Here is a 24,185-nt window from a genome sequence, read left to right as displayed (position 1 = left end):
CAAACTTCAGATTCTAAGATATCCCCTAAAACACAACCCTACCACCAATATTAAATCCTAAGCCAAAGTTTTTATCAAATACACTGCTTTGTAAGCTAAGACTGCCATTTAAATACCATCTACCAAAGCTATATTCTCCACCACCTGTAAGGAATACATAAGACTTATAGCCTTGAGCTTTATATCTCATATTAAAGTTATTTACAGAATCACCTATATTGCCTATACTTGTAGTTGTAGTCCCACTAGAATCTACATTATTTTGTAAAATGATTGCATCTTGCTTTAATTGAGCGACTATAAAAATATAGCTTTGATTTGCAAAGTATTTACGACCATCTATACCTATATTTACGCTTATAGTTTGTCTTATGTTATCATCTGTATTCATAGCAAATATAGGTGTATTATCACTCTTTCTTTTAAAGCCACTTGAGCCTAATACATAATACGATAATCCTGCAAAAGGTTTTACAATATAACCCTTTTTCATTAAAAAAGCATAACCATAAGTTGCATTTAAATCTACATTAGAGAGTGTGTAGCTATACTCATCTTTAAAGAGAGCAAGTAAGTCAAAGTTATTAATTTGAGAGTTTTGTTTCTCATTTGTAAAGCTAAAGGCAGTATTGAGTGTTACATCTATTTCATGGTTTTCAATGAAAGTCCTTGTATAGATTCCAGCAAACATATTGTTTGAATTATTTGAAGTAAAGCCATTATTATTGCCATTAAATGTGCCATAGCCATAACCACCATACGCACCAAATGCAGTTTGGAGTTTATCTACAAAATAATCATATCCTGCATTAAAGCCATAAAGTTGAGCCGAGCCAGTCTTTGAGAAGTTAAGATTACCTAGCATATTAACCCAAGCATGATTTGGATATTCTTCTCTATTATTAAATCTCATGATTAAATCTGCTAAGGTATCAAACCATACTTCATTTGAGTTGTTATCAGTTGTAACATCACTTTGTATATCTGTTACTCCATTGTTTGCATTTTGTGTGTTTGTGTTAGAGCTACTTGCTAGAGTAGCTACACTACTTCTATAAACTGCATTACTATTTGTATTACCACTTACTATATTATTAATAGCTGCTATTCTTGTGTTTGTATTAGAATCTAGACTTGCTAGTTTTAGCTTCTCTGCTTCCCTTAATGCTGCTTCTAAATTCTTTTGATAGTTTTGCATAGCTATATAGCTACTAGCACTACCATGAATGCTAGCTACTCTTGCTAGACGATTTAGCTTTGCACTCTCCATTGATAGTGTGAGTGTATGAAGTGTTGATGCTTTATTCTCTAGGTTTGAGACATGATCTATTGCTGTATCTAGAGTCCTACCTACTTCTAGGAAATACTCTAGGTTTCTTGAGGCAGCTAGAGTTTGGTCTAGGTTTATTAAAAACACAAGTGAAGATTTATCATCATAGAATAGATTTTTTAGAATCTCATAGCTATTTGCACTCTCTTTTTTAATCGCATTTATCCATGAGTTATTTCCACCTGCTTCCATGTATAAAGCACAATCAAATGTGCTAGATTCTGCATTACATAAAGGCTTTTCTGTATTGCCCTCTATGAAGTTATTAATATCTACTTTATTGATTTTAAAGCCTATTGTTGTATCATTTACGACTTTTTCTATATCGATATATTTACCATCTATGCTACCGCCTTTATAAGTGAGTGAAAAGCTATTTTTCATCTTTTGTTGTGCGTAATCATAGCCTCTGTTTGCTTCAGTAGCGTTAGCATTGCTACCAAAGCCACAATACTTGCCATCTTGTTTGCATTCTTCTTGTTTATCTTGCTGACTTGGCTTTTGTATGAGATTGCCTTCATTATCAGTTGAGCCTATGCCATTTTCTACTACATTGCCATTAGAATCTGTTTGGGCTTTATCCATATCCCATGGATTGTCTTTGCCATTTGTTGTGAAGTCGGTTTCTTGTTTTGTATTGCCATTGCTTCCTGTTTGGCAGTCTTTATTTGTGCATTGTCCGCCATTGGTGTGTTCTGTTTTTATGGTTGTATTGCCGTTGCTTTTATCAAAAGTCGTAGTATAATCCCCTTGTGTGTAAGTGTAGCTTATAGATTCTGCTTTTATGAGATTGTATTCTACGCCCTTGCTACCATTAGTATTAAGCTGACTGCTTATACTCGATAAAGTCTTAGAATCTGCTATATCTGCCTGTAATGCCCCTGTGCTTCCGGGTGATATGTCTAGTGTTGCTTTGCCTTTGATATTCATACTTGCATTTTTTATTTCATTGTTGCTAGAGTCATTTGGATTTGCTTGAATGCTAAAAAGGATTTTACCTTTGTTATTAAAGTTTCCTGTTACTTCTATATGTCCGTTAGCTCCCAAATCTATTGTATTGTAGTTATTGAGATTACCTGTGAGATAGAGTGTCGGTTTATCTCCACTTACAAAGCCATCATCGATTAGAATCTTTCCATAGTTATTTAATGCACCTTTTGTGAGTTCGGTTTGCTCTATTAAGATATTACCACCATTTGCAACTTGTCCTGTGCTATTTGTAATATTATCATTTGTCATAATATCTGGCAAGACTAGATAATGTTTGCCATCACTTGTTGTGATATATGTGCCACTTGCGTTTTTGTAATCTGATTCTGTTTTTTCATTATTTCCATTTGTGTTTTTATTAGATTCTATAAGCTTTGCTATCTCATCACCACTCATATTTTTTAGGTCTTTAGAATCTACGCTTACATTTAGGTATTTGTCAAACTTTTGGTCTATGTTTTCGCCATTAGCATTTAACTCAATTTTCATAACACCGCTATGCTTGCTCGAGTCTTTTAGGTGTAAAAGCTCATTGACATTTAGGGCGTTAGCTGTGATTTTTGAAGCGCCGTTTGTGATGATTGTCTGTCCTTTTTTGTTTGTAATGGTGTTAAAGATACCGGTTTTCATGTAAATATCAGCTTCCATTGCACTCAGTTCGTTGATATTTACTTGTTTAATATCCCCAAAGTTTATATAGCTTGTAGGTCTTGCAGCAACGAAGTTGATATTTAGAATATCACCGCCACCTTTAAACCACAAAGCCGCAGAATCTGCTGTATGACTTGTGCCTATTTCCATTGACAGATTATTGATGAAGCTTTTACCGATATTTTCACTCACGGTTGTATATGCACTGCCATCAGTTGGATGCTCAAAACCTACACGATTTGCATTTGCTTTCCACACAGTGAAGTTATTAAAGTGAAAGTTTTTTGCTTTGAGTGTGCCATTTCGAAATTGCAAATCATCAATAAAAGTGGTGTTTTTTACACCGCTTAAATCAAGATAGCTATTATTTAGCGAAGTAACTAGCGAGATTGCTTCCACTTTACCAGCATAGAAGTTATTGCCTTTGATTTGAAGTGTATTAAATGAGCCAATACCGCTTTCATTCGCTGTGCCACCAGTTACACTTTTTACGATAACATCACCCTCTTTACTATTTAGCTCTATCCAACCCGCACAAGCTTGAGTGATACAAATATCAACGGCAAAACCGACATTCCCTACCACTATATCTTTTTTTGTACTAACAAAGATATTAGAATGTCCCATGCCTTTAATACTTTGTGAGATAAAACCACCTTCTTTTGCATTAAATTTTATCTCACTTTTTGGAATCACAGCAAAGCCACCAACCCCACCAATACCATCAAAATACACATCATCTGCAACGATACTGCCGTCCGCATTGACATTTAAAACCTGCGATAATCTACCAGCAGCTTTACCTATATTAATGTTATTTGCATATAGATTTATTACCCCTTGAGAACCAGTAAGTCCATTTTGATTAAAAGATACTCTATCTATATGTAGGTTTTTTGTATAAGCACCATTATTTGCACCAATGATAACATTCAATCTAGTGCCACCACCAGTATTATTATGTGCTAAACCACCAATTTTTGTATCTACATTGATATTGACATTCCCGTTAAAGCCCAATAGACCAGTATGAGAATTGTAGAGATCATGTATTGTGATTTTGCCTTCCCATGGATTTTCTGATTTTATATTAAGATCTACGCTGCCACCAAAGTTATTTGTCCTCAAATCAATACTTGTAAAAGTGAAACTACCACTTTGATTCCCATTGGCAATATGCAATGTATCTGAAGTTGCACCCCCACCGAGATGACACAAAGTCCAATCACAAGCAGCAATCCAAGAATCTTGTCCTCCGGCTCCCAACCATTGCTCCTTGCCATACCCTACATTACACAGCAATAGCGTAGTTCCAAATATAGAGACACATAAGTATTTTGTCTGCACCCGTTTTAGCAAAATATCACTTAATATAAAAGCTTTGCCCTTTAATTTCATTCCCCAATTTTTACCACTCATTACACTCACTCCAAAAAAGATAAATATTTGCAATAGCAAATAAATATTGTATGGGATTCTAACAAAAAAGAATAAATTTAAGTAAATTTACCACCAATTCTAATTTCTTACTATTATTTTACACACTATAATCCCATTTCTCATAATATCAAAAAACAAAAGGGATTGATTTATCAATACCCCTAAAGATACAATGTATATGATTATTCTCAAGGTAGAGAAATGCACCCTCTAGCATATAGGGCCAGTTAAAGTCATCAAGCTGTGGTTGCAGGTTATGACAATAGCAAACAATGGCGATTAAAAAAGTATCATGCGTGATGAATATCTCCATATCTTCACAAGTCTTATCAGCAAAGATATAGTTAAAGAGTGTTTTCATACTCTCTTCTACACCACGCATACCGGGTAAGCTCTCACCACGCAAAAACGCAGATATTATAGAATAAGGCGATTGCGTTTTAAATAACTCTACTGCTTTATCTAAGTCATTGATATAGGTATCTGTAAGTATATTTGTATGGATTATTTCTAGTTCTTTATGTTTAGATTCTTTATAGCCTTTCGCAAAAAGATTTGCAGTTTGGATACACCGCTCAATTATGCTTGTGTGTATTTTAGCAATAGAGAAGTTACAATGCAATCCAAAATGCTCTGCCATGACTTCACCTTCACGAGTGAGTAAAATATCATTTCCCGTTTCATTTGGTGGTATTTTATCTCTTAGTGAATGTCGTAAAATCATTTTTGCATTTTTTGGGCTTATGGCTGCACTTTGTGCAAACCCCTTGTATATTGTTGCTATCATATTTTTCCTCTATTATTTAGAATCTCTGTTAGAATCTATCTGTCTTGCTGCTCTATAACTGGTCGTAGCCTGTAAGTATAACCAAAGGTTGTTAAAGGCACAAATCTAAATTCTGCTTTCACATAGATATTATCAATTACGCTAATTGTATTACCTTGTGATAGCATAGGCGTCCTATTGCTCCCAGCCTTTAGTCCAATACCAAAGCATTTAATGTCTTTATATACGCCAACGCCTACATTAACGATATTTTGCGTCCTAAAGTCATAACCTAAATCCGCTACTAAACCAAAATAGCCCAAATCTCCACGCAGTGAAGCACTCAAATAATTTGACGAGTCTATGGGCTTATAAGTCAGCGTAGTAGGATCAATACTCCATGCCGCATCATCTCGTTTTAAGAAGTAAGAAATACTTGCTGCATACGCCCCTTTTGTATATGAGGCATTTACCCCTATTTCAGTAAAATTACTATAAAACCATGAGTAAAAAAGGCTAAGATTTAAGCTTAATCCCGGAAGTGGTGTCGTGCCAAATTTATTTTCCATAGGGATACGCAAAGGTGAGATTGTATCATCAAAGTTAAAGGACTGACTAAGCTTCCAATAAAAGATTTCAGCACCATTACGATTATAGATATAGTTTGACATGCTAAGGTCAAGCCGCCTTATCATTTGATAGATATTGCCAAAATTTTGTGGATTCCAAATATTTGCACCATTTTGTATTGCATCAAGCACACCAACGGGTAATTGCGTATAGGTTTTTAGAATCTCTGGACTTAAGATCCCATTTGTAAATACCACTCTATCAACTGGGGCATTAAATAAAACTGCGGTTTGCATAGAGTGGAAAAAGTTCCCATATCTTCGCCCAATATCGCTATTTACAGAAATTCTATAATTAAGATTTGCGTAATTACCCATATTCTCTTGCATAGCGATAGAAGTATTTGGGGCGGTATAGATTATAGTATCTTTTGTATTTGTAGCATAGGTATTCCCCGCAAAGACATTAAGCCATGCTCCAATAGAAAAGTATTTATTGAGAAATGAAAACTGCATACCAATGGGAATGGAAAGCTCATTTGATAAATATGAGTAGCCACTATCTCTATACGCATACTGCATCTTATAATCAAGCGAATACAATAATTCTTTTATAAATAAAGATCCCATGTATTTATGATATTGAATATTTGGGAGATTCTGAAATGTCGTTGAGTTATTTTGTGTGTAAAGGTTTAGATAATAGCGTAGATTTAAACCAAAATAGTGATTATCTGTTTGAGCGTAAAGATTTGCCTTTGAGATATATGAGGTTTGATTGAGAAAATATCTCACATCATCAAGCCGCATATAATCAATGTCATTCATAAATGCTAAGTCAAAGAACATAGCATTATCAAGCTTAGTTTTAGCACCAAAATATTTTTGAATCACATTTCTTTTGCTATGCTTGAAATCAAAACCATAAACATGCTGATTGAGTAGATTTAGCTTTTGCATATATTCATCATTATTGTAGAAATACTTGAAATGCAAGATATATTTATCGTTACTGCTATCAATAGCTCTAAACTCAAAATTTGCACCGCCACCCCTTGAAGTCCTTACCTGTGGGCTAATAGTCATATCCCAGAAGTTTTGCAATGCTACATAATAGGGCTGAATATAGGTAAAGCCATCAGTGCTTGAGCTACCTAAAGTTGGGTATAAAATACCACTTGTGCGTTTATTCTCAAGTGAGACTTTAAGGTAAGGCAGATAAAATACCGGCACATCGCCAATGTAGATTCTAGGATTCCATAAAGCAAGTGTATTTTTTTCCTTATCATACGCCCCTTTGCTTGAATCAATACGCCATGCAGGACTTACAAAAGAACAACCTGAAACCATAGAATCTGCAAAGCGATAGATTGACTTTTGAGAGCTAGCACTCTCTGCATGAGTCCAAATGCCTGTATCTGTATCCTGTATATAAAAGGGTCTGATAATGCTAAAATCACTATTGAGATAAACTGTCGCCTGTTTTGCAATCACAGAGAGTGTGTCGCCTTTATAAATGCGGACATTACCCATTAATCTAGCTTGTTTTAGCTCGGGATTATAGATAATCTCATCAGCGATGATATAGGCTTCTTTATTTTTCAATATCGCATTACCACGCACAACCATATAATTGTCATAATGCTCTATCTCTTCACCTAAAAGCTCAAAAAGCTTTGAAAAATCTGTATCTTTTTTGCTTACGCCTGTTTGCAAGTTTTTTTCATTTTCTCTCTTTTCACTCTCACTCATAGTTTGTTTTATGTCTTTAGAATCTTCTTTTTTAGTGTCTGAAAATGTCGGCAATACTTGTTGCTCTTTAGAATCATAAAAGAGTGTTGCACTATTTTGATTCTGTGAAGTTTGTATATCCGTAAGCTGTTCTACTCCATAGACAAAATGAAAAAAAAGCAATACAGACAGAATCCATTTTAGGAATATCACATTTTTTTTATGAATCTTAAAGGCAATATAATACATAAGAAACTCTATGCCGTAACCACGATGGTATGACTCATTTTATCATGTAATGCACGATAGAATCTATCCACAAACGCCACAATGAACCCAACATAAAGCACCGCTCCAAAGATACATTTTATTATCGCTCTTTTCATGCTTACATGCAAACTTGGCTTATCAAAACGATAAATATCCACAACCCTTATACGCAATATAATCTGCCCTAAAGTCGCCCCATAATAATACACAAAGAAGAAATAATACACAATCTCTAGCCCAATGTATATCGCCATATAAAGCAATAGTATCTCAAAGGCTTCTTTTGAAGTTTTACGCATATCTTCTAGTATTTTGCTATTATCTGTCGTGCTATTTAGCGTTGTTCGCGTGTTTGGCAAACTATAAGTTTTTTCAATCGTCTCTTTTGCAAGCACTAATCTTTCTTGCTGTGCTTGTGAAAAAAATAGCGTAATAACAAGACTTAATAGAATCATATCAATCAAATACGCACCAATTCTTAAACTAAGCGGTGCTATCTTGATATTTTCTCTAAATAAATCATTCTCCAATCTATCCATAACCTTTCCTACTTTTTTATAATCTTATTTTATCGCCTTTGGTTTATAATCTCTAGGGCTAGATTCTTATGGAATCTATCTTTCATATTTTGCGATCGATAATTACTAGAATCTGGCTTTTTTGTCGTTTTAAACCAATAAGCAAAATATCTCTTGTATAATCTCTATTAGATACTCCGCTTTCCTTTATGTAGCAATTGCCAGAAGCTTAGATTCTAAAAATCCCACTCCAAGCCCCACAACCCATACAAAGATTAACACAATACTAGATTCTATGCACTAACTTTATATATCATCTCTTTATATGCCAAGCATGGGGATATACTGAAACAAGTAAGACACAACAAAGATTGAGAAAATACAAAGGATAGCACACATAAAGGCTACAAAGCGAATGGGAGCGGTGCTATTGTCTTCATAAAAGTTTTCATTGCTGCCTTGTTTGAAATACATAGCAACGATTAATTTTAGATAATAGCACACTGCAATGGCACTATTTAACATCATCATAAATGCAAGCAGCATTTCATTTTGCTGCAAAGCATTTGTAATGACAAAAATCTTACCCCAAAAGATAGAAAATGGCGGTATCCCAGCAAGAGATAACATAAATAACGCCATGCTTAAAGCCATTATAGGATGCTTTTTCCCAAAGCCATAGAATCTTTGCAAGTCGTAATCATAGCGAGTTTGCGTATTAAGCGGCTTTGCTATCCATAGCATTGTAAATGCTCCAAGATTTGTTATCAAAAACAATACCCAATAAAGTATCAAGGTATCAAATGTCCCAAGATAGATACAAGCAAGGGCAAAACCAGAATGCGAAATCGAGCTAAATGCAAGCATTCTTTTCACATCTTTTTGCACTAGAGCCATAATATTTGGCAAAGTAATAGTAATGAGTAAAAGGATTCTAACAAGATATTCAATGTAATTATGCGATGCGTTTTCGCTCTGTAAAAGCGGTAAAAAGAGTATAGCAAAAAGACCAAAACCAGCAATCTTTGGCACAACAGAAACATAACCTGCTAACACAGGGTTACTTGCCTCATACACATCTGGCATCCAGCTATGCCATGGGACTAATGAGACTTTAAAACCAAGCCCTGCAAGCATGAAAAGCATACTAAAAAGCAGCAATAAGACATCTAAAACATGTCCGTGTAATAAGACATTTTTGTATTCAATAGCATTTCGTTGTAATGAAAAATCGCCAAAATAGAGATAAAAAAGCATGATTCCAAGTATGAAAAATATGCTTGCAAGCGCACTTGCTACAAAGTATTTTATCCCTCCCTCAATGCCATAAATCCTGCGATTAAACGCTAACATCGCCGCTAAAGGCAGACTGCCTATCTCTAGTCCAAGTAACACTAATACTAAATTATTACCTTGCACCATAAGCATAAAGCCTGATATGGAGAATAGATAAAGCGGATAAAACTCTGGTGTTTGAAACTCAACAAATTTATATTTTGAAAAAGTAAGCAATATAAACCAAAATGAAGCAATGAGAATAATATATTCCGCACTTAGAGTAATGGCTGAAACATTCTCAATATGCCCAACGCTAAGGCAGAAAAAGAAAGCCGCTGCGATAAAAATCATACATAAAGATAAGCTTGTATTGCGTGAAAATTGACTTGCAAATACATTGCTAAATAGCACAACAATAGCCCCTAGCACTAAAATGACAGAAGGCATATACATGTATAAATAAGTGTAAAAATCTAGCGTATTCATATTTACTCCTCTTTATTTGTGCTATTGCTTTGATTGTCTATACTTTGAGATTCTGTATTAGAATCCATGCTTTCTCTTTGCGGTGTGGGCGGTGGTAATTCGCCAAGATTATCCATTATTGTATTATTTAGCATTGCCCTTTCTATGACTAAGCCATTATTGACTTTAGCGATATGCTTTTTTGTTGCTTTCTCTTGTGCTAGAGTATAGGTTGTGCCTACGAGTTGCTGCACAGAGACTTGCATAGGTTTTAAAAGCGTATTTGGAAACACACCAAGCCATATAATCACAAATGCGATAGGACCTAGCACACACAATTCTTTGAATCCTAAGTCTTTTAGCGATTGTGTGATATGTGTTTGTTTCAATGTGCCATAGAATACATTCTTAAAAAGATATAGCATATAACTTGCTGCGATGATGAGTGTAGTCCCAGCGATAGCGGTTATAATAGGCGAGGTTTGAAAATATCCATAAAGTGATAAAAACTCCCCTACAAAGCCGATAGTAAGCGGTAAACCAACATTTGATAGCATAACAATAGCAAAGAAAGTTGAGTAATGTGGCATAACATGTGCGACACCGCCAAAATCATCAACATGTCTTGTCATCGTGCGATAATAAAGCATACCTACTAACATGAAAAGCCCCCCGCTTGTAACACCATGTGCTACCATCATAAAAATCGCACCGCTAATGCCCTCATTATTAAACGCAAAGATTCCAAGCACAACGATACCCATGTGTGAGATTGAGCTATATGCGATAACCTTTTTTATATCCTTTTGTTTAAAGGCAATAATACCTGCATATACCACCATAATAACGGCTAAAACGCTTACAATCGGCATAAAATGCACGCTTGCATCAGGAAATAAAGGCAAAGCAAAACGCAATAACGCATAAGTCCCCATTTTTGAAAGTAAAGCAGATAGCATAACACTGCCAAGGGCTGGGGCTTCACTATAAATATGTGGTAGCCATGTATGCAGGGGAATGATTGGAATCTTTACAGCAATGGATACAAAAAAGCCTAAGAATAGCCATATTTGTGTATCTAATGGAAACTTTAAATCTCCGCTTAACCACACGCCTAAATCAAAACTCCAATATCCAAGCTGCTCATAACAGAGATAGCCAATATAAAGGATTGCAAGTAGCATCATAAGGCTTGATGCAAAGGTATAAACAAAGAATTTTAAACCAATATAAATCTTTTGTCCGCTACCCCAAACACCAACCATATAAAGCACAGGTAATAATGCAAGTTCCCAGCATGTATAAAACATTAATACATTCTGTGAAACAAAGAGAGCCATAAGTATAGCTTCAAGTGATAGCAAACATACAACAAAGGGCTTTGCATCATCTCTTCTTTGCAAATAGATATTCGCAAGGAAAATAATAAAGGCAGTCAATACAATCAAAAACAAAGAGATTCCATCAACAAATACAATATAATCAATGCCAAGGGCTGGAATCAAAAATATCTTTGTAAAAAACTGCGTATCCGCTATATCCGCACGATAGCTAATCCATAAAGCGATAACAAGCCCAAGCTCAATAAAAGAAATAATTCGCCCAAATCGCTTTGCCCCGCTATCATCAAACATGAATATAAATAAACATGCTACAAGGGGGCAACCAATAATTAAGCTTAATAAATATTCCACTTTTACTCCTTGCTTAATTCATTATAAAATACATAAGCGTTACACATAATAAAATGGCAACACCAGCACTCATTAACCGCAACATACTGCTTAGATTCCCATTTTGCAATGGTCGCAACATATAGCTACATAGCACAAAGCATTTTGCAATACCATCAACTATTTTATCTAGAATCCCCATATCAATAATATGATATAAGAAATCTGATATAAAGCCAAAAGGTTTCACAATAAAGATTCTATATAAATGCGGAATGTAGTATTCATTTTCTAGAATCTTATGTAAGATATTTTTCTTACCATCTTTATAGCCATTTCTATACATAAAATACGCACTCACAATAGAGAGTATCACAAGCCCTAGAGTAAGTGAGATAAGCATGATAATATTATCTACATGTATTTTTGCTGGAACAAGCACAGATGATAAGAAAGTATCAAATTGAGTATAAAATAACCCAGCAACAATAGCTAGAAATGCTAAAGGAGTCATAGCATATAGCATAACCTTACTTGCTTCATGTGGATGCTCGTTATGATTTTTTGGTGCTAAAAAGACTAAAGTAAAAAGTCTAAAGCTATAAAAAGCCGTGCAGATAGCACCAATAAGCAGCACAATCCATAATTCATACGAGCTTGTAAATGCGACTTCTAGAATCTTATCTTTTGAGAAATAACCAGAAAGTGGCGGGATACCACAAAGGGCGATAGAGCCTATAAACATGAAAATCATGCTAATTTTTAAAGGCTTATTTAAAGCCCCCATTTTTGTAATATCAAGTTTGTCATTCATAGCGTGCATAACATTACCCGCACCTAAGAATAAAAGCGATTTAAAAAAGGCATGTGTGAAAAGGTGAAAAAGGGCTATTGTATAAGCCCCAAGTCCAGCCGCTACAAACATATATCCAAGCTGTGAAAGCGTAGAGTAGGCAATAATCCTTTTTAAGTCTTTATTTACAATTGCCATAAGTGAAGCAAACACGGCTACAAATGCCCCAAGACATGCGATAAAGTAAGCAACTTGTGGGACACTATTATAAAGTGGGGCTAATCTAATGACTAGATATACTCCAGCAGTTACCATTGTAGCAGCATGGATTAGGGCTGAAACTGGTGTTGGTCCCTCCATAGCGTTTGCAAGCCATGTATGCAGTGGAAATTGTGCGGATTTTCCCATAGCACCGATAAAAAGCAAAATAGCAGCCCATGTTAGCACAGAATCTTCTGGTGGATTACTTGCTAATTGTATAAAAATCTCATTATATGAGAGTGAGCCTACACTTGTATAGACTAAAAAGATTCCAAGTAGCATACCTAAATCAGCGATTCTATTCATCACAAAGGCTTCAATAGACGCTGCATTTGCACTCTTTTTTTGATACCAAAAGCCAATGAGTAGATAAGAGCAAGTCCCAACGCCCTCCCAACCGATGAAAAGCACCATAAGATTATCGCCACCAACAAGCAGTAGCATTGAGAATACAAATCCGCCAAGATAGGCAAAAAAGCGATTGAAACCTTTATCGTGTGCCATATAACCGATAGAATAAAAATGCACCATACTTGAAACGAGTGTAACGACTAGAATCATCACTGCATTAATATGATCAAACATGAAAGAAAAGGTTACTTGAAACTGCCCTGTTTGGATAAAATCCCATAACACAACATGAAAACTCTCACCACCATTCATTAAAAAATAAAACAATAAAAGTGCAAGAATAAAACTCGCACTAATACAAAGAGAAGAGATATAGCCAAGCATAATGGAGGGTTTTAGGGTAGAGCTAAGCCCAGCCATAAGAGCGGATATAAGTGGAAGTAATATCAAGGCTATAAGTATTTGTTCTTGATATTGCATAATCGTTGTAAAAAGCATAATTACCCCCTCATGTTACTAAGCTTATCAATATCAAGCGTTTTATATTTTTTATATAGCATAAGTACTAAGCCTAAGCCAATGGCAACTTCTGCTGCTGCTAATGCAATGACAAATAATGCCATAATCTGCCCTTGCAAATCGCCCTTATAATAGCCAATAGCTACAAAGGCTACATTGACAGCATTGAGCATAATTTCAGTAGCAAAGAGTAGAAGCAAGATATTTTTTCGCCTTAAGATTCCATAAAGTCCAATACAAAACATAATGGCACTAAAAACAAGATAATGATTTAATGTAATCATTGTGCCTCCTTCTGTGAGAATTGATTGTGCGGTATTGCTTGATTATATGTTAATGAATCTTTTTCATCTTTTTTGACTTCATTTTTTAGTGAATCTTCATGTGTAAATTCTGGCTTATGAGAGCCTACGCCAATACCTGCTATCATTGCCATTAAAAGCATGATTGCCGCTGCTTCAAAGCATACAAGATAGTCTTTAAAGAGTAAATGTGCGAGTGCGTTTGTGCTATTGTCGTTTTGATATGGGATTGTTGTTTGTGTATTGCCAACAACAATTAAAAGCCCAATAGCAAAAATACTTACAAGTAGCCATACCATAAATTGATTCTGAAATTTTTCTTTGACTTCCTTGCTTACATCAAATAGCATCATACCAAAGGCATACATAACCACAACAGCACCCGTATATACAATAATCTGCACCACACCTAAGAAATCAGCATTAAGCAAAAAGAATAAACCAGATACTAAAATCATACCAAAAGCAAGTGCGGTGAGTGCGTAAAGAATGTTATTTGTCATAACGACAATCAAAAACGCACATAAACACAACGCACCAAATACATAAAATGCGATAGCCTCAAACATACCTACTCCTTAGTAATCTAGCGGTGTTTGCTTGACTTCTTTATCTGCACTTGGACGCACAGACCCAAATCCCACAAACTCAAGCTGATGATGACTTTTTGCTTCTTCTAAATCTTTTAGAAAATCTTCTTTTAAACCAAAATGCGCTCTTTGCTCACTTGCATTCTCAAAGCGATTCCCCATAACAATGGCAAGCTCTGGGCAGACCTCAGCACATAAACCACAATAGATACACCGACCTAAATTAATCGTGTAAGAATCAATCTTTTTACGACCATCTTCACCCTCATGCGTTAAGATTCTAATGCAATTACTCGTGCATATCTTTTCACATAAACCACAGCCAATACATCTCTCACTACCTGATTCTAACATTCTCTGCAAGTTATGCACGGCACGATACCGAGGGCTTAAAGGCTGTGTTTCAAAAGGATAGTTAATCGTTACTGGTTTGCTAAAAAACTCTTTTATTGTTAAGCCTAAGCCTTTGATAATATCTGCACCCAAGCTTAACTTCACGCTTCGCTTAAAGCTTTCAAAGCCATTTTCTGGCATTTTCTCCATACTCACAAAATAATAATCTTTCTTTTCTTGTGAATCTGTCTTTGTCTCTGTATGTGTTGTTTGCATACAATCTCCTTATAATAATACAATGCCTGTAATAAGTACATTTGCCAAAGCCAAAGGCACAAGCACTTTCCAACAAGTATTCATCAATTGATCTGGGCGGACATGTGGCAGAGTAGCCCTTACCCACATGAATAAAAAGATGAAAAAGCACACTTTTAAAATGATAGCAATACCACCGGGGATAAAGCCGATAGGATTAAAACCACCTAAGAAAATAAGGCTTACAACAAAGCCAAAGGCAAACATATGTGCGTATTCAGCGATGAAAAACATACCCCATTTTAAGCCACTATACTCCGTGCAATACCCTGCTATAATCTCTGCTTCATGCTCGAGTAAGTCAAATGGCGTTCTGTTTAATTCTGCATAACTTGCGATTAAGAAAAGCAGGAATGCTAAAGGCTGCTTCCATATAAGCCAATCAAGCACACTGCCGCTTTGATAGCTATTCATAGCCACAAGTGAGAGTGAGCCTACTAACATAATGGGTGCTAAAATCGCAAGCCCGCTTACAATCTCAAAGCTTAAGACTTGGATACATGCCCTAGCCCCACCTATTAAACTCCACTTATTCCCACTGCTAAGCCCTGCTAAAAGCGGCGCATAGATTCCTACTGCACCAACTGATATAAAAAAGAGTAAGCCGACATTAATATCTGAAATAATCGGCGTTACCTTATAGCCAAAAATCTCAAAATCAGGAAAAAATGGAATAGCAACCATAGAAGTCATCGCACTCACTAAGGCTACAACGGGTGCTAATGTGAAAATAAACTTATTTGCACCTTTGGGGATAATATCCTCTTTTGTAAAAAGCTTAATCGCATCAGCCCCAAACTGCAACAATCCAAAAGGTCCTACATAAACAGGTCCAAGTCGCCTTTGAAAAAATCCTAGAATCTTTCTTTCAAGATATGTTGCAAATCCACCTAAAAATGAAAACACAAGCAAAACAACTAATACCTTTATAATAGTCTCAATGATAAACTCACTCATGCCCTATTCCTTTCTTCCTTATTCATTTCATCTGCCTTTACAATCTCTAGCGATGTGCTAAAATAGCCTTGAAACAATGCTTTTATATTACTAATCATAGGTGAAACAAGCAAAAGCATAGTATCTATTTCATTATCGCAATAAATCTCACTCTCAACGCGTATATCATTGTGTATAAGATATATAGAATCTCCCTCACTCAAGCCATGCTCTTGCATATATGCCTTACTTGCATATACACCGCTTTTTGATTGGAGATTCTTACTTGAGCGCGTTGTGTTATTAAACTGATTCTGTGTTTCAAGTAATAACGCATTATAGCCTATATTCTCACGCGGACATAATGAAAACTTCACTTCAAGGCTACTTTGTGCTTCTTTTTTATCTAAAAGCAACATATAGCCCCGATTATCCCTGCCATCTCTCTCAAAACTCACCTTTAAATCTTTATGTAGAATCTGCTTATAAGCGGCATTATTCATATACAAATATTCTGTAAAATCGCTTAAATACTCTAAATGTGAAATCTCATCAGGCAAAGCTTCTAACTCTCTTGCAATATCGCTTAAATCAAGTCCAGATTCTAAACAAGAATCTAAATAAGGCACACTAGGGATTAAAGGCAGGACTCTATTTTCTAGATTCGTTATACTACCCTCACTTTGTGCGAGTGTAGGTAGGGCGAAATTTGGCTTTATAGTAGGGAGATTAGAATCTAGAGTAAAGCTTCCCTTTGTGCGGATACCTATGCTATATTTAGATTCTATAGTATCACTTGGGCTTAAAGCACAAAGATTTGCTACGCCAATTGTATTTGTGCCTTTTGGAATATAAAGCAGGGAAAGATTTAGCCTATTGCATACAAAGGCGATTAAATGAGCTAGAATCTGAAGTTTCACTCCATTATCCATAATATCATGTCGCACAGATTCTGTAATGCCCTCCATAATCGCTGTTGCCACCGCATTTTCTATTGTGGGGGGATTTTTATCTGTAAAATGTGATTGCAATCCATAGCCTTCACTACTTGTAAAATCATGCGCTAAAAACTCATCAAAAACATATTGTGAGATCATTAAGATTCCATCTTTTTTGCTTAATTTAAGGCTACTTAAATCAGTCATATTTAATGCGTTTGCGATTATACTTGTATCATAGGGGCTTAGGTTATCTACTTCGCTTTTTGTGTCTGCTTGTTTCTCTTCTGCTTGATTTACTTCCACTTGATTTTCAACTTGAGAATCTTTAGATTCTAAACTCTCTTTAGAATCTTGTGTCAAAGTCTCTTCAGCTTCTTTTTGGATATAGAATCCCTCTACCTTTTGGACTTCCTTTTTCATAAATGCACTTAAGCTATTAGGAAAGCATTCTTCAAAATCATCAATTAAATCATTTGCAAATACTAAGCCAAGTATCCCCATAAGTGAAACATTCGCATTATCACCTTGTATTTGTGTAACATTTTTGCCAAGAGATTCTAAAAGTGTATCTTTAAAGAGAGTTATGCTTATTACTTGTGAGTTTTTCTGCATTTTTAGATTATTGTTTAGCTTGTAGCGAACAATTGGTGCGTCATGTTTAAAATAAGTATGTAATGCTATAAAGCTTGGACTTGTTTTAAAGTCTTCAAAAGTAGCAAAGAAGTTTTGTTTAGATTCTGTGCTAAATTGTGTATTATAAAGCTTTCTTGCTTGCAAAAAGTAATTTTCAAAATGCTGCAAACAATAGGCTTCATGATTTATTAATGGAATCTCTAGCTTTTTAGCAATCAGGTCAGCAAGAAAAGCTTCTTCATTACTCACATCACTGCCTATAAATATAGAATCTGCCCTTTGGAATGCTTGGTGCAATGCCGTTGTATTACGAGAACCAATAGATACCATATCAAAGGCAAACCGCCCTGCCCCACAAATAGGATTATATAAAAAATCATTTTGCACGCGATAGACTTTTTGTAAATCGCCCTTTACATCTAAATGCTTTACATTATATATAAGAGAGCAACCCCCCGCACAATGCGTGCAGGTAGAATGTATCTTTTCTAATTCCCACGCATTACTTGTATAGGTAAAATCTTTATAAGTCATAGCCCCGACAGGACATACAGAGATACACTCTCCACAATCCTTGCATTCATTCTTACCCACAAACTCAATCAAGCCTTTTTGTCTTTTCGCCCATACAGAATAGGGATCTTTCCCCATAGAATCTTTATAGTTATCTGGCGTGAAGAGGTTTGCTTTGCCTGCTTTCAAGTTTGCTTCACCTATATTATCCTTGCAAGTGGTAACACACCTTTCACACATGATACATAATGCTGGGTCATAAAAGCTTTGAGCAAAACTATATGACTTTTTATCTGCTTCTTGTAAGCCAAATTGTTGCGTATCAACCTTTGTATAAAGTGTGAAATCTTGCAATTCACATTCCCCGCTTTTATCACATACGCCACATTCTAAAGGGTGATTCACACAATAGGTAGTCATAATCTCATTTCTATCTTTTTGTAACTCTTCATTATGGACTACAACTTCCATGCCATCTTTTACTTTCGCATTACAGCTATACACCCTTTTACCATTGACTTCCACCATACACATTTTACATGCTAAAGTCGGGCTACAACCGCTTAAAAAGCAAATGGTAGGAATCTGTATATTATTGCGTCTTGCAACATCAAGGATTGTATCCCCATCATTTGCTTGAAGCACTTGCCCTTCAATCGTAATATTCATACTATGCCCTCTTATAATCAAAATATTTTGTAGAAGTTATTACATAATCACTCGCAAGGACTGCTACCATGCCTTTCATAAATGAAGTCTGCATAACTCTCACACTAAGGATAACATCGCCTACTTGTAGATTGATAATCTCATTATCCTGCAATTTTGTAGCAATGCAAAACTGCTTTGATACCTTTAAGATTCCATGCAACTCTTTGCCATTATACACTAGATTTTCACTTCTGTATTCATTGCGATAAAAGCTTAAATTGCCACTTAAAGCCGCTTTGTAGATAAAGATACCACTGCCCTCACTCATTACAATTTCTGGATATTCAAGCAGGGCTATATTATCTAAAGTGAGTTTTAAATTTTTAGAATCTAAAGGCATTTTAGATTCTAAAGAGTCAAAATCTTTAATATTTTTTTCTTGTAAAAACTCACTTAAAAAAGGAACTTCACTTGTAATATCTATCATATATTCACAATCAAGCCCTAAATAATCCCTGCTTATATCAAGCAAATCTCTTTGTATGCAATCTTTCGTGCTACTAAAAATATCATCATCTCTAAAACTTGGGTAGAGCTTTACTAGATTCCCATACATATCAATGACACTTCCCTCCATAAACTGCAATGGCATAATGGATAAATGCTTGTGTGGATTTTTAGATTCCGTTGTAGAATCTAGTTTGAAAGGCATGGGTGCAATGCTAAATTCAGCATTTGAGCGGATACCTAACACATTATTATAACTGCCATCATCATAAGCTAAATCGCATAACAAACCAATCGCATGGATATTATCATAGCAAAGCGGGATAATAGAGCAATTCTTATTGCAAAGAGAAATAGCGGATAGAATCTGTGCTATAAGCTTATAATGCTTAGAGAGATAGAAATCTTGTCCTATTAGAATCTTTATGTGAGAAGTTTGAGTAATATGAGATTCTAAAGGCTTATTATAATTACATATAGAATCTAAAAGAACTAATTCTGCTTCACTTACATTGCTTTCTGCCATAAGATAGGCTAAATCTTGTGCTTGTAGCCATGTCAAAGTATTTTGCAATAAGGCTAGATTCTGAACACTATTTAAAGCCTTATCAGATTCTAAAGTGTGTATTGTATCTTGTATTTGCTTTGTAAATAGGCTTAAAAGTAGTGTGCTAATAGCAAGTTCGCTTGATACTTCATAAGTAATTGCTAAATCACTTTGAAATCTCTCTTCAGCAATAGGGCTTATCCAAATATTTTTCACACCTTTTTTGAGTGATAGCTTTGAGAGATCACTACGCAATACGGGCATTTCATCATAGAGATAACTACCTAAGATAATCACAACGCCATTATGTTGTAAGTCTTTTATTGCGTTTAGATTCTCTACTTCTGCGTATGTATTACAAATCGCATTAAACTCTTTATAGGATAAAGCCTCGTTGCAATAAAGCTTTTTATTAGATTTTTGTGCTAAAAGATTTGCTATATAAATCTCTTCATTTGTTAGATTTGTCCCAAGACGCAGGGCATTTATTTGCGATAAAGCTTCATTTAAGCTGAAATTATTAGTTGTAGAATCTTGTAAGTTTTTGCGTAAAAAGTTATGTCTTCCAGCATGGCATAACTGCATGATATGGGCTTCATTTTTAATGCGATAGACTTCTTTTTTAGAATCTATATTATGCTTTACTTCATAATGCAAAGGGCAGTGCAAACTGCAATGAATGCAATGCGATTTAGCTTTCTCTAGCTCCCAAGCATTACTTGTATAAGTGAAACGCGTAGAAAACATAGCCCCTGTTGGACACACACTCACGCATTCATCACAATCTTCACAATAGGCATTAAAATCTACACCAATCTTTGAGTGAAAGCCCCCTGCAAGCACGGATAATACACTATTTCCCACATATTCATTACAAGTTCTAGCACATCTCTCACACATGATACATAAGGCTTCATTATAGACTTTATTATGAAAATGCACATAGTCATTTTGCTTTTGAATGGCAAAAAAGGGCTGAATTGCAACCCTAGATTCTAACACTTTATCTTGCAATTCACACTCACCGCTTTTATCACATACACCGCATTCTAAAGGGTGATTAATACATAAAAAGCTCATAATTTGATTGCGATATTTTTGTAGCTTCTCTGTTTGAGTATAGATTCTAATTGGCTTTGCTACATAGCTTTTACAACTTGCAATAATATTGCCATTATCCTCTTCTACCACACACATGCGACATGCACCCGTTGGTGTAAGCTTTTTAAGATCACAAAGTGTAGAGATATTTATACCATTATTCCTTGCTACGCTTAATAAACTCTCCCCTTTTTTCGCATAGCATTCCTTATCATCGATAAATACTTGAATACGCTCTGTCTTAGAATCTTCATGCTTTATAGCAATATCTGCTTGTGTCATGTTGTCTCCTTTTGCAAAGCTTCTTTGTCTTTATTAGATTCCCTATCACAGCCTACAACACACATGCTAATATAATAACACCGCATACATCGTTGTGCCTCAGCTATTGCCATTTCATTATCAAAGCCTAGATTGACTTCCTCAAAATTACCTGCCCTATATTCTGGCTGCAATTTATCACTTACTGCCCGAGTGTTGCCTGATAAAAAGCCCTTAATCTCTCTATTCTTATCAAATACACCAATTTGCTTTAATAAATCCTCCATTCTCTCATCATCATTAATCGCTACCTCGCCTGTTTGTAAGAAATTAGCTACAACGCTTGCTACTCTCCTGCCCTGCCCTACTGCATTTACAATCGTTAAAGGACCGCTTACGCAATCTCCTGCGGCAAAGATCCCCTTTTTTGTCGTTGAGAAACTTGCATCATCAACAGCAATTGTCTTCCATTTGCTTATCTCCACACCAAAGCTAGAATCTAAAGGGAAATCCATCTCTTGACTAACCGCTGGGATTAAAATATCACACTCTAGCATAACCCCACCATCTTCAATAAGCTTTAACTCGCCCTTTGGACTTGTATCACTTTTTATTAACTCATAGCGATTTATTTTCAAGGCTTTGATTCTAGAATCTTCTTGTATTATCTCATCTACCGCACTTAAAAACTGAAATACAACGCCCTCTTCACATGCCTCATGATACTCTTCTTTTGAAGTGTTTTTAATGATAGTCGCCTCATCTCTACGATAGAGCATAATCACACTAGAAGCCCCAAGCCGCACACAACATCTCACAACATCCATAGAGGTAAAACCACCGCCAACGCATACCACTTTTTTACCTGCTAGATTCGGTAACTCGCCGATATTAAATTTTTGTGCTAGATTTACAGAATCCATAAATTGAATCGCTGGTAAGTATCCCTCTAGTTTTGTATTTTCATTCTTACAGCCAAGCTTTTTACTAGCCCTTGTGCCAACAGCTATCACTAAAGCATCATGCTTAGATTCTAATTCACTAATATTTCTAGAATCTACTAAGAAATTTGTATGAAAAATAACACCTAAAAACTTCAAAGATTCTATATCATGGTTATATTCATTAATTGGCATACGATAGTTTGGCACACCTACTGCTACCTCACCACCTAAAACAGGCAAGGCTTCATACACATCGACCTTAATCCCCCTTAATGCCATATAATACGCACTGCTAAGCCCTGCTGGACCTGCTCCAATAACACCTACTGACTTATTAGCAAACTCTCTTGTCTCTATATTATTTGGGTGAGAATAGCCCTGCCATTTGCTTATGTGCTTCTTATTAAACTCAATATTTGCACCAATTCGCTTTAACTCCATAATGCTAATAGGATCATCTAAAATAGCCCTGCGACACGCATTCTCACAAGGATGCGGACATACACGACCACAAACTTGGGCTAAGGGCATACTCCCCCTTGTGCTGCTTAGTGAATCAAGATATCGCATATCTTTCACACCCTCAATATAGGCTGGAATATCCACACGAGATGGACACTCATCGGTGCATGGAGCAGTGATTTTTGATATATATTCTAGGTTATTTATCCTTGTTGTGATTGCACTTTTATATCGCTCTAAAGATTCAAAAGTGTTTTCAGTGGTATTGTCTCTAGTGAGATTGTAAGTTACGGGCATAAGTGTGTGAGTTTTTATCTCTTGCGTTGTATTTTTAGCACTTTTATTAGAATCTAGGGTATTAGCTCGGTCATATATGTTTAATAAGCTCCCTTCGCCTTTGCTTTGAAAACCGCTAAAATCACTCAAAGATACTTCCACAGGATTTTTATCTGTGTTAGCGTTTAGAATCTTGTCATGTTGAGCCTTTGAAAAAGGCGAAATATCTTTGTTAGATTCTATGCTAGATATTTCAGCACACGCCTCAATATGACAATTTTTAGAATCTACACTCTCTCTTGCTATCTTTCTAGCAGATTCTATCATTATGCTTTCTAAATCTTCTTTTTCCTGTGTAGCCTTTATATTCTCTATTCTTTGCATAACATCATGGACTAAGGAAGCTGGGGTAACTCCGCTTTCAATGCTTTGCTGCACCTTATCTACAAAGTCTCTTGCATCTTGCAGCTTCTTTGTGCTTTGTCTTAATTGCTCTGTTAAGTCATTTAGACTTTGCGTGCTATTCTCTAAAGCCGAATCTTTTTGTTTTGATAGAGGCAGGGCTTTTGCAAAGACTTCTGGTCTCTCTTTTAGAATTTGTAAAATAGGATTTGGTGTCGTTTTGCCAACTTCACATTTTGAAGTAGCTTTCATTAACTCACACACTTCCTTTAACTTTTCAATATCCTTTAATGCCTCACAATCACTTGCATAATTATAATTTTGTAGCTTTTCTAAAAGCTCATAAAGCACTTTGCCGCCATATTTACCCGGCGTGCATCTCCCACATGATTGTGCGTAGTTTTGATATTGCTTTGCATAGATTTTTAAGGTTTGTAAAATATCTAGGGAAGGATCAAAGATTACTATCCCATCCCAACCGACAAATGCTTTTATCTCTTTTTGTGTATTCTCAATAGGCTCTTTTGTAAAAAACTTTACTTGCGGTAAAACCTTAGGAAAATCATTTAAGCTATATGGAATGTTTGGATTTGTTTTCTTTACCATTACGCAACCCTTATCCTATGCTTTTTTTACAACTATTGTCCAATCAACATGATTAAACTGCAAAGAGTTCATAAGCGTATGTCCCCTTTCTTTCACATAGTTTGCACTCTTTGCAACATTCTCATGCTCTCCCTTTTCAAAGAGAAAAATACCGACTTCCCCACTATCTAATTGCGTTTCAATCAACTCGCCCATTTTGTCGTAAAATTCACTTTTTAAATGTCGTAAATCAAATCGTTTCATGCCCTACCCTTTTAGAA

Annotated in this window: 14 protein-coding genes and 1 pseudogene; all 15 read right to left on the bottom strand. The window is 35.6% G+C overall.

The genetic code is table 11. The features are described from left to right. Positions 1-25: 25 nt before the first annotated feature. The 15 genes and pseudogenes from T368_RS0105060 to T368_RS0104990 all read right to left on the bottom strand — a co-directional run bounded on the left by T368_RS0105060 (position 26) and on the right by T368_RS0104990 (position 24,168). Positions 26-4,390 carry an autotransporter outer membrane beta-barrel domain-containing protein gene (locus T368_RS0105060; RefSeq protein WP_004088618.1) on the bottom strand — a complete coding sequence of 1,455 codons (4,365 nt, stop codon included), beginning with the start codon at positions 4,388-4,390 and terminating at the stop codon, positions 26-28. Between the two features lie 148 nt (positions 4,391-4,538). Beyond that, positions 4,539-5,198, bottom strand: a complete 660-nt coding sequence (locus T368_RS0105055; protein WP_004088620.1) for a histidine phosphatase family protein — start codon at positions 5,196-5,198, stop codon at positions 4,539-4,541. Between the two features lie 35 nt (positions 5,199-5,233). Next, positions 5,234-7,726: an LPS-assembly protein LptD gene (locus tag T368_RS0105050; RefSeq protein WP_004088622.1), complete on the bottom strand. Its 2,493-nt coding sequence runs from the start codon at positions 7,724-7,726 to the stop codon at positions 5,234-5,236. Positions 7,727-7,734: 8 nt separating this feature from the next. Further along, positions 7,735-8,286, bottom strand: a complete 552-nt coding sequence (locus T368_RS0105045) for an RDD family protein (RefSeq protein ID WP_004088624.1) — start codon at positions 8,284-8,286, stop codon at positions 7,735-7,737. A gap of 300 nt (positions 8,287-8,586) precedes the next feature. Beyond that, on the bottom strand, positions 8,587-10,029 hold the full coding sequence (locus T368_RS0105040) for an NADH-quinone oxidoreductase subunit N (protein ID WP_004088626.1): 1,443 nt from the start codon (positions 10,027-10,029) through the stop codon (positions 8,587-8,589). A gap of 2 nt (positions 10,030-10,031) precedes the next feature. Beyond that, positions 10,032-11,702, bottom strand: a complete 1,671-nt coding sequence (locus T368_RS0105035) for a complex I subunit 4 family protein (protein ID WP_004088629.1) — start codon at positions 11,700-11,702, stop codon at positions 10,032-10,034. A 13-nt stretch (positions 11,703-11,715) separates the two neighbouring features. Then, positions 11,716-13,566 (bottom strand): NADH-quinone oxidoreductase subunit L, encoded by a 1,851-nt coding sequence (gene nuoL, locus T368_RS0105030; protein WP_027338336.1) that lies wholly within the window; start codon positions 13,564-13,566, stop codon positions 11,716-11,718. Positions 13,567-13,586: 20 nt separating this feature from the next. Then, positions 13,587-13,889, bottom strand: a complete 303-nt coding sequence (gene nuoK, locus T368_RS0105025) for an NADH-quinone oxidoreductase subunit NuoK (protein WP_004088633.1) — start codon at positions 13,887-13,889, stop codon at positions 13,587-13,589. Next, a complete protein-coding gene (locus tag T368_RS0105020; RefSeq protein WP_004085688.1) occupies positions 13,886-14,476 on the bottom strand; it encodes an NADH-quinone oxidoreductase subunit J in 591 nt (196 codons plus the stop codon). Before T368_RS0105020 ends, nuoK begins: the two co-directional genes overlap by 4 nt. Positions 14,477-14,488: 12 nt before the next feature. After that, positions 14,489-15,106 (bottom strand): annotated as a pseudogene (gene nuoI / locus T368_RS13300) (NADH-quinone oxidoreductase subunit NuoI); the annotation flags it as partial. A 9-nt stretch (positions 15,107-15,115) separates the two neighbouring features. Beyond that, complete coding sequence (gene nuoH / locus T368_RS0105010; RefSeq protein ID WP_004085692.1) at positions 15,116-16,102, bottom strand: NADH-quinone oxidoreductase subunit NuoH; 987 nt, start codon at positions 16,100-16,102, stop codon at positions 15,116-15,118. Then, positions 16,099-18,837: an NADH-quinone oxidoreductase subunit G gene (locus tag T368_RS0105005; protein ID WP_004085700.1), complete on the bottom strand. Its 2,739-nt coding sequence runs from the start codon at positions 18,835-18,837 to the stop codon at positions 16,099-16,101. The genes nuoH and T368_RS0105005 overlap by 4 nt, the downstream gene beginning before the upstream one ends. A gap of 1 nt (position 18,838) precedes the next feature. Further along, positions 18,839-21,256, bottom strand: coding sequence for a 2Fe-2S iron-sulfur cluster-binding protein (locus T368_RS0105000; protein ID WP_004085702.1), 2,418 nt, complete (start codon positions 21,254-21,256; stop codon positions 18,839-18,841). Then, positions 21,253-23,925, bottom strand: coding sequence for an FAD-dependent oxidoreductase (locus T368_RS0104995; protein WP_004085704.1), 2,673 nt, complete (start codon positions 23,923-23,925; stop codon positions 21,253-21,255). The genes T368_RS0105000 and T368_RS0104995 overlap by 4 nt, the downstream gene beginning before the upstream one ends. Before the next feature lie 15 nt (positions 23,926-23,940). Then, positions 23,941-24,168, bottom strand: coding sequence for an NADH-ubiquinone oxidoreductase subunit E family protein (locus T368_RS0104990; RefSeq protein WP_004085706.1), 228 nt, complete (start codon positions 24,166-24,168; stop codon positions 23,941-23,943). Positions 24,169-24,185 lie beyond the last annotated feature (17 nt).

This window comes from Helicobacter bilis ATCC 51630 (assembly GCF_000686565.1).
Classification (GTDB): domain Bacteria; phylum Campylobacterota; class Campylobacteria; order Campylobacterales; family Helicobacteraceae; genus Helicobacter_A; species Helicobacter_A bilis.
This window is presented reverse-complemented; position numbering and strand designations above follow the sequence as displayed.

What these genes read in the sequence shown, in the direction of transcription:
- T368_RS0105005 (WP_004085700.1), bottom strand. Translation starts at nt 18,837, where the DNA reads ATGAATATTACGATTGAAGGGCAAGTGCTTCAAGCAAATGATGGGGAT.
- T368_RS0105040 (WP_004088626.1), bottom strand. Translation starts at nt 10,029, where the DNA reads ATGAATACGCTAGATTTTTACACTTATTTATACATGTATATGCCTTCT.
- T368_RS0105055 (WP_004088620.1), bottom strand. Translation starts at nt 5,198, where the DNA reads ATGATAGCAACAATATACAAGGGGTTTGCACAAAGTGCAGCCATAAGC.
- T368_RS0105050 (WP_004088622.1), bottom strand. Translation starts at nt 7,726, where the DNA reads ATGTATTATATTGCCTTTAAGATTCATAAAAAAAATGTGATATTCCTA.
- T368_RS0104995 (WP_004085704.1), bottom strand. Translation starts at nt 23,925, where the DNA reads ATGGTAAAGAAAACAAATCCAAACATTCCATATAGCTTAAATGATTTT.
- nuoH (WP_004085692.1), bottom strand. Translation starts at nt 16,102, where the DNA reads ATGAGTGAGTTTATCATTGAGACTATTATAAAGGTATTAGTTGTTTTG.
- nuoL (WP_027338336.1), bottom strand. Translation starts at nt 13,566, where the DNA reads ATGCAATATCAAGAACAAATACTTATAGCCTTGATATTACTTCCACTT.
- T368_RS0105060 (WP_004088618.1), bottom strand. Translation starts at nt 4,390, where the DNA reads ATGAGTGGTAAAAATTGGGGAATGAAATTAAAGGGCAAAGCTTTTATA.
- T368_RS0105020 (WP_004085688.1), bottom strand. Translation starts at nt 14,476, where the DNA reads ATGTTTGAGGCTATCGCATTTTATGTATTTGGTGCGTTGTGTTTATGT.
- nuoK (WP_004088633.1), bottom strand. Translation starts at nt 13,889, where the DNA reads ATGATTACATTAAATCATTATCTTGTTTTTAGTGCCATTATGTTTTGT.
- T368_RS0104990 (WP_004085706.1), bottom strand. Translation starts at nt 24,168, where the DNA reads ATGAAACGATTTGATTTACGACATTTAAAAAGTGAATTTTACGACAAA.
- T368_RS0105000 (WP_004085702.1), bottom strand. Translation starts at nt 21,256, where the DNA reads ATGACACAAGCAGATATTGCTATAAAGCATGAAGATTCTAAGACAGAG.
- T368_RS0105045 (WP_004088624.1), bottom strand. Translation starts at nt 8,286, where the DNA reads ATGGATAGATTGGAGAATGATTTATTTAGAGAAAATATCAAGATAGCA.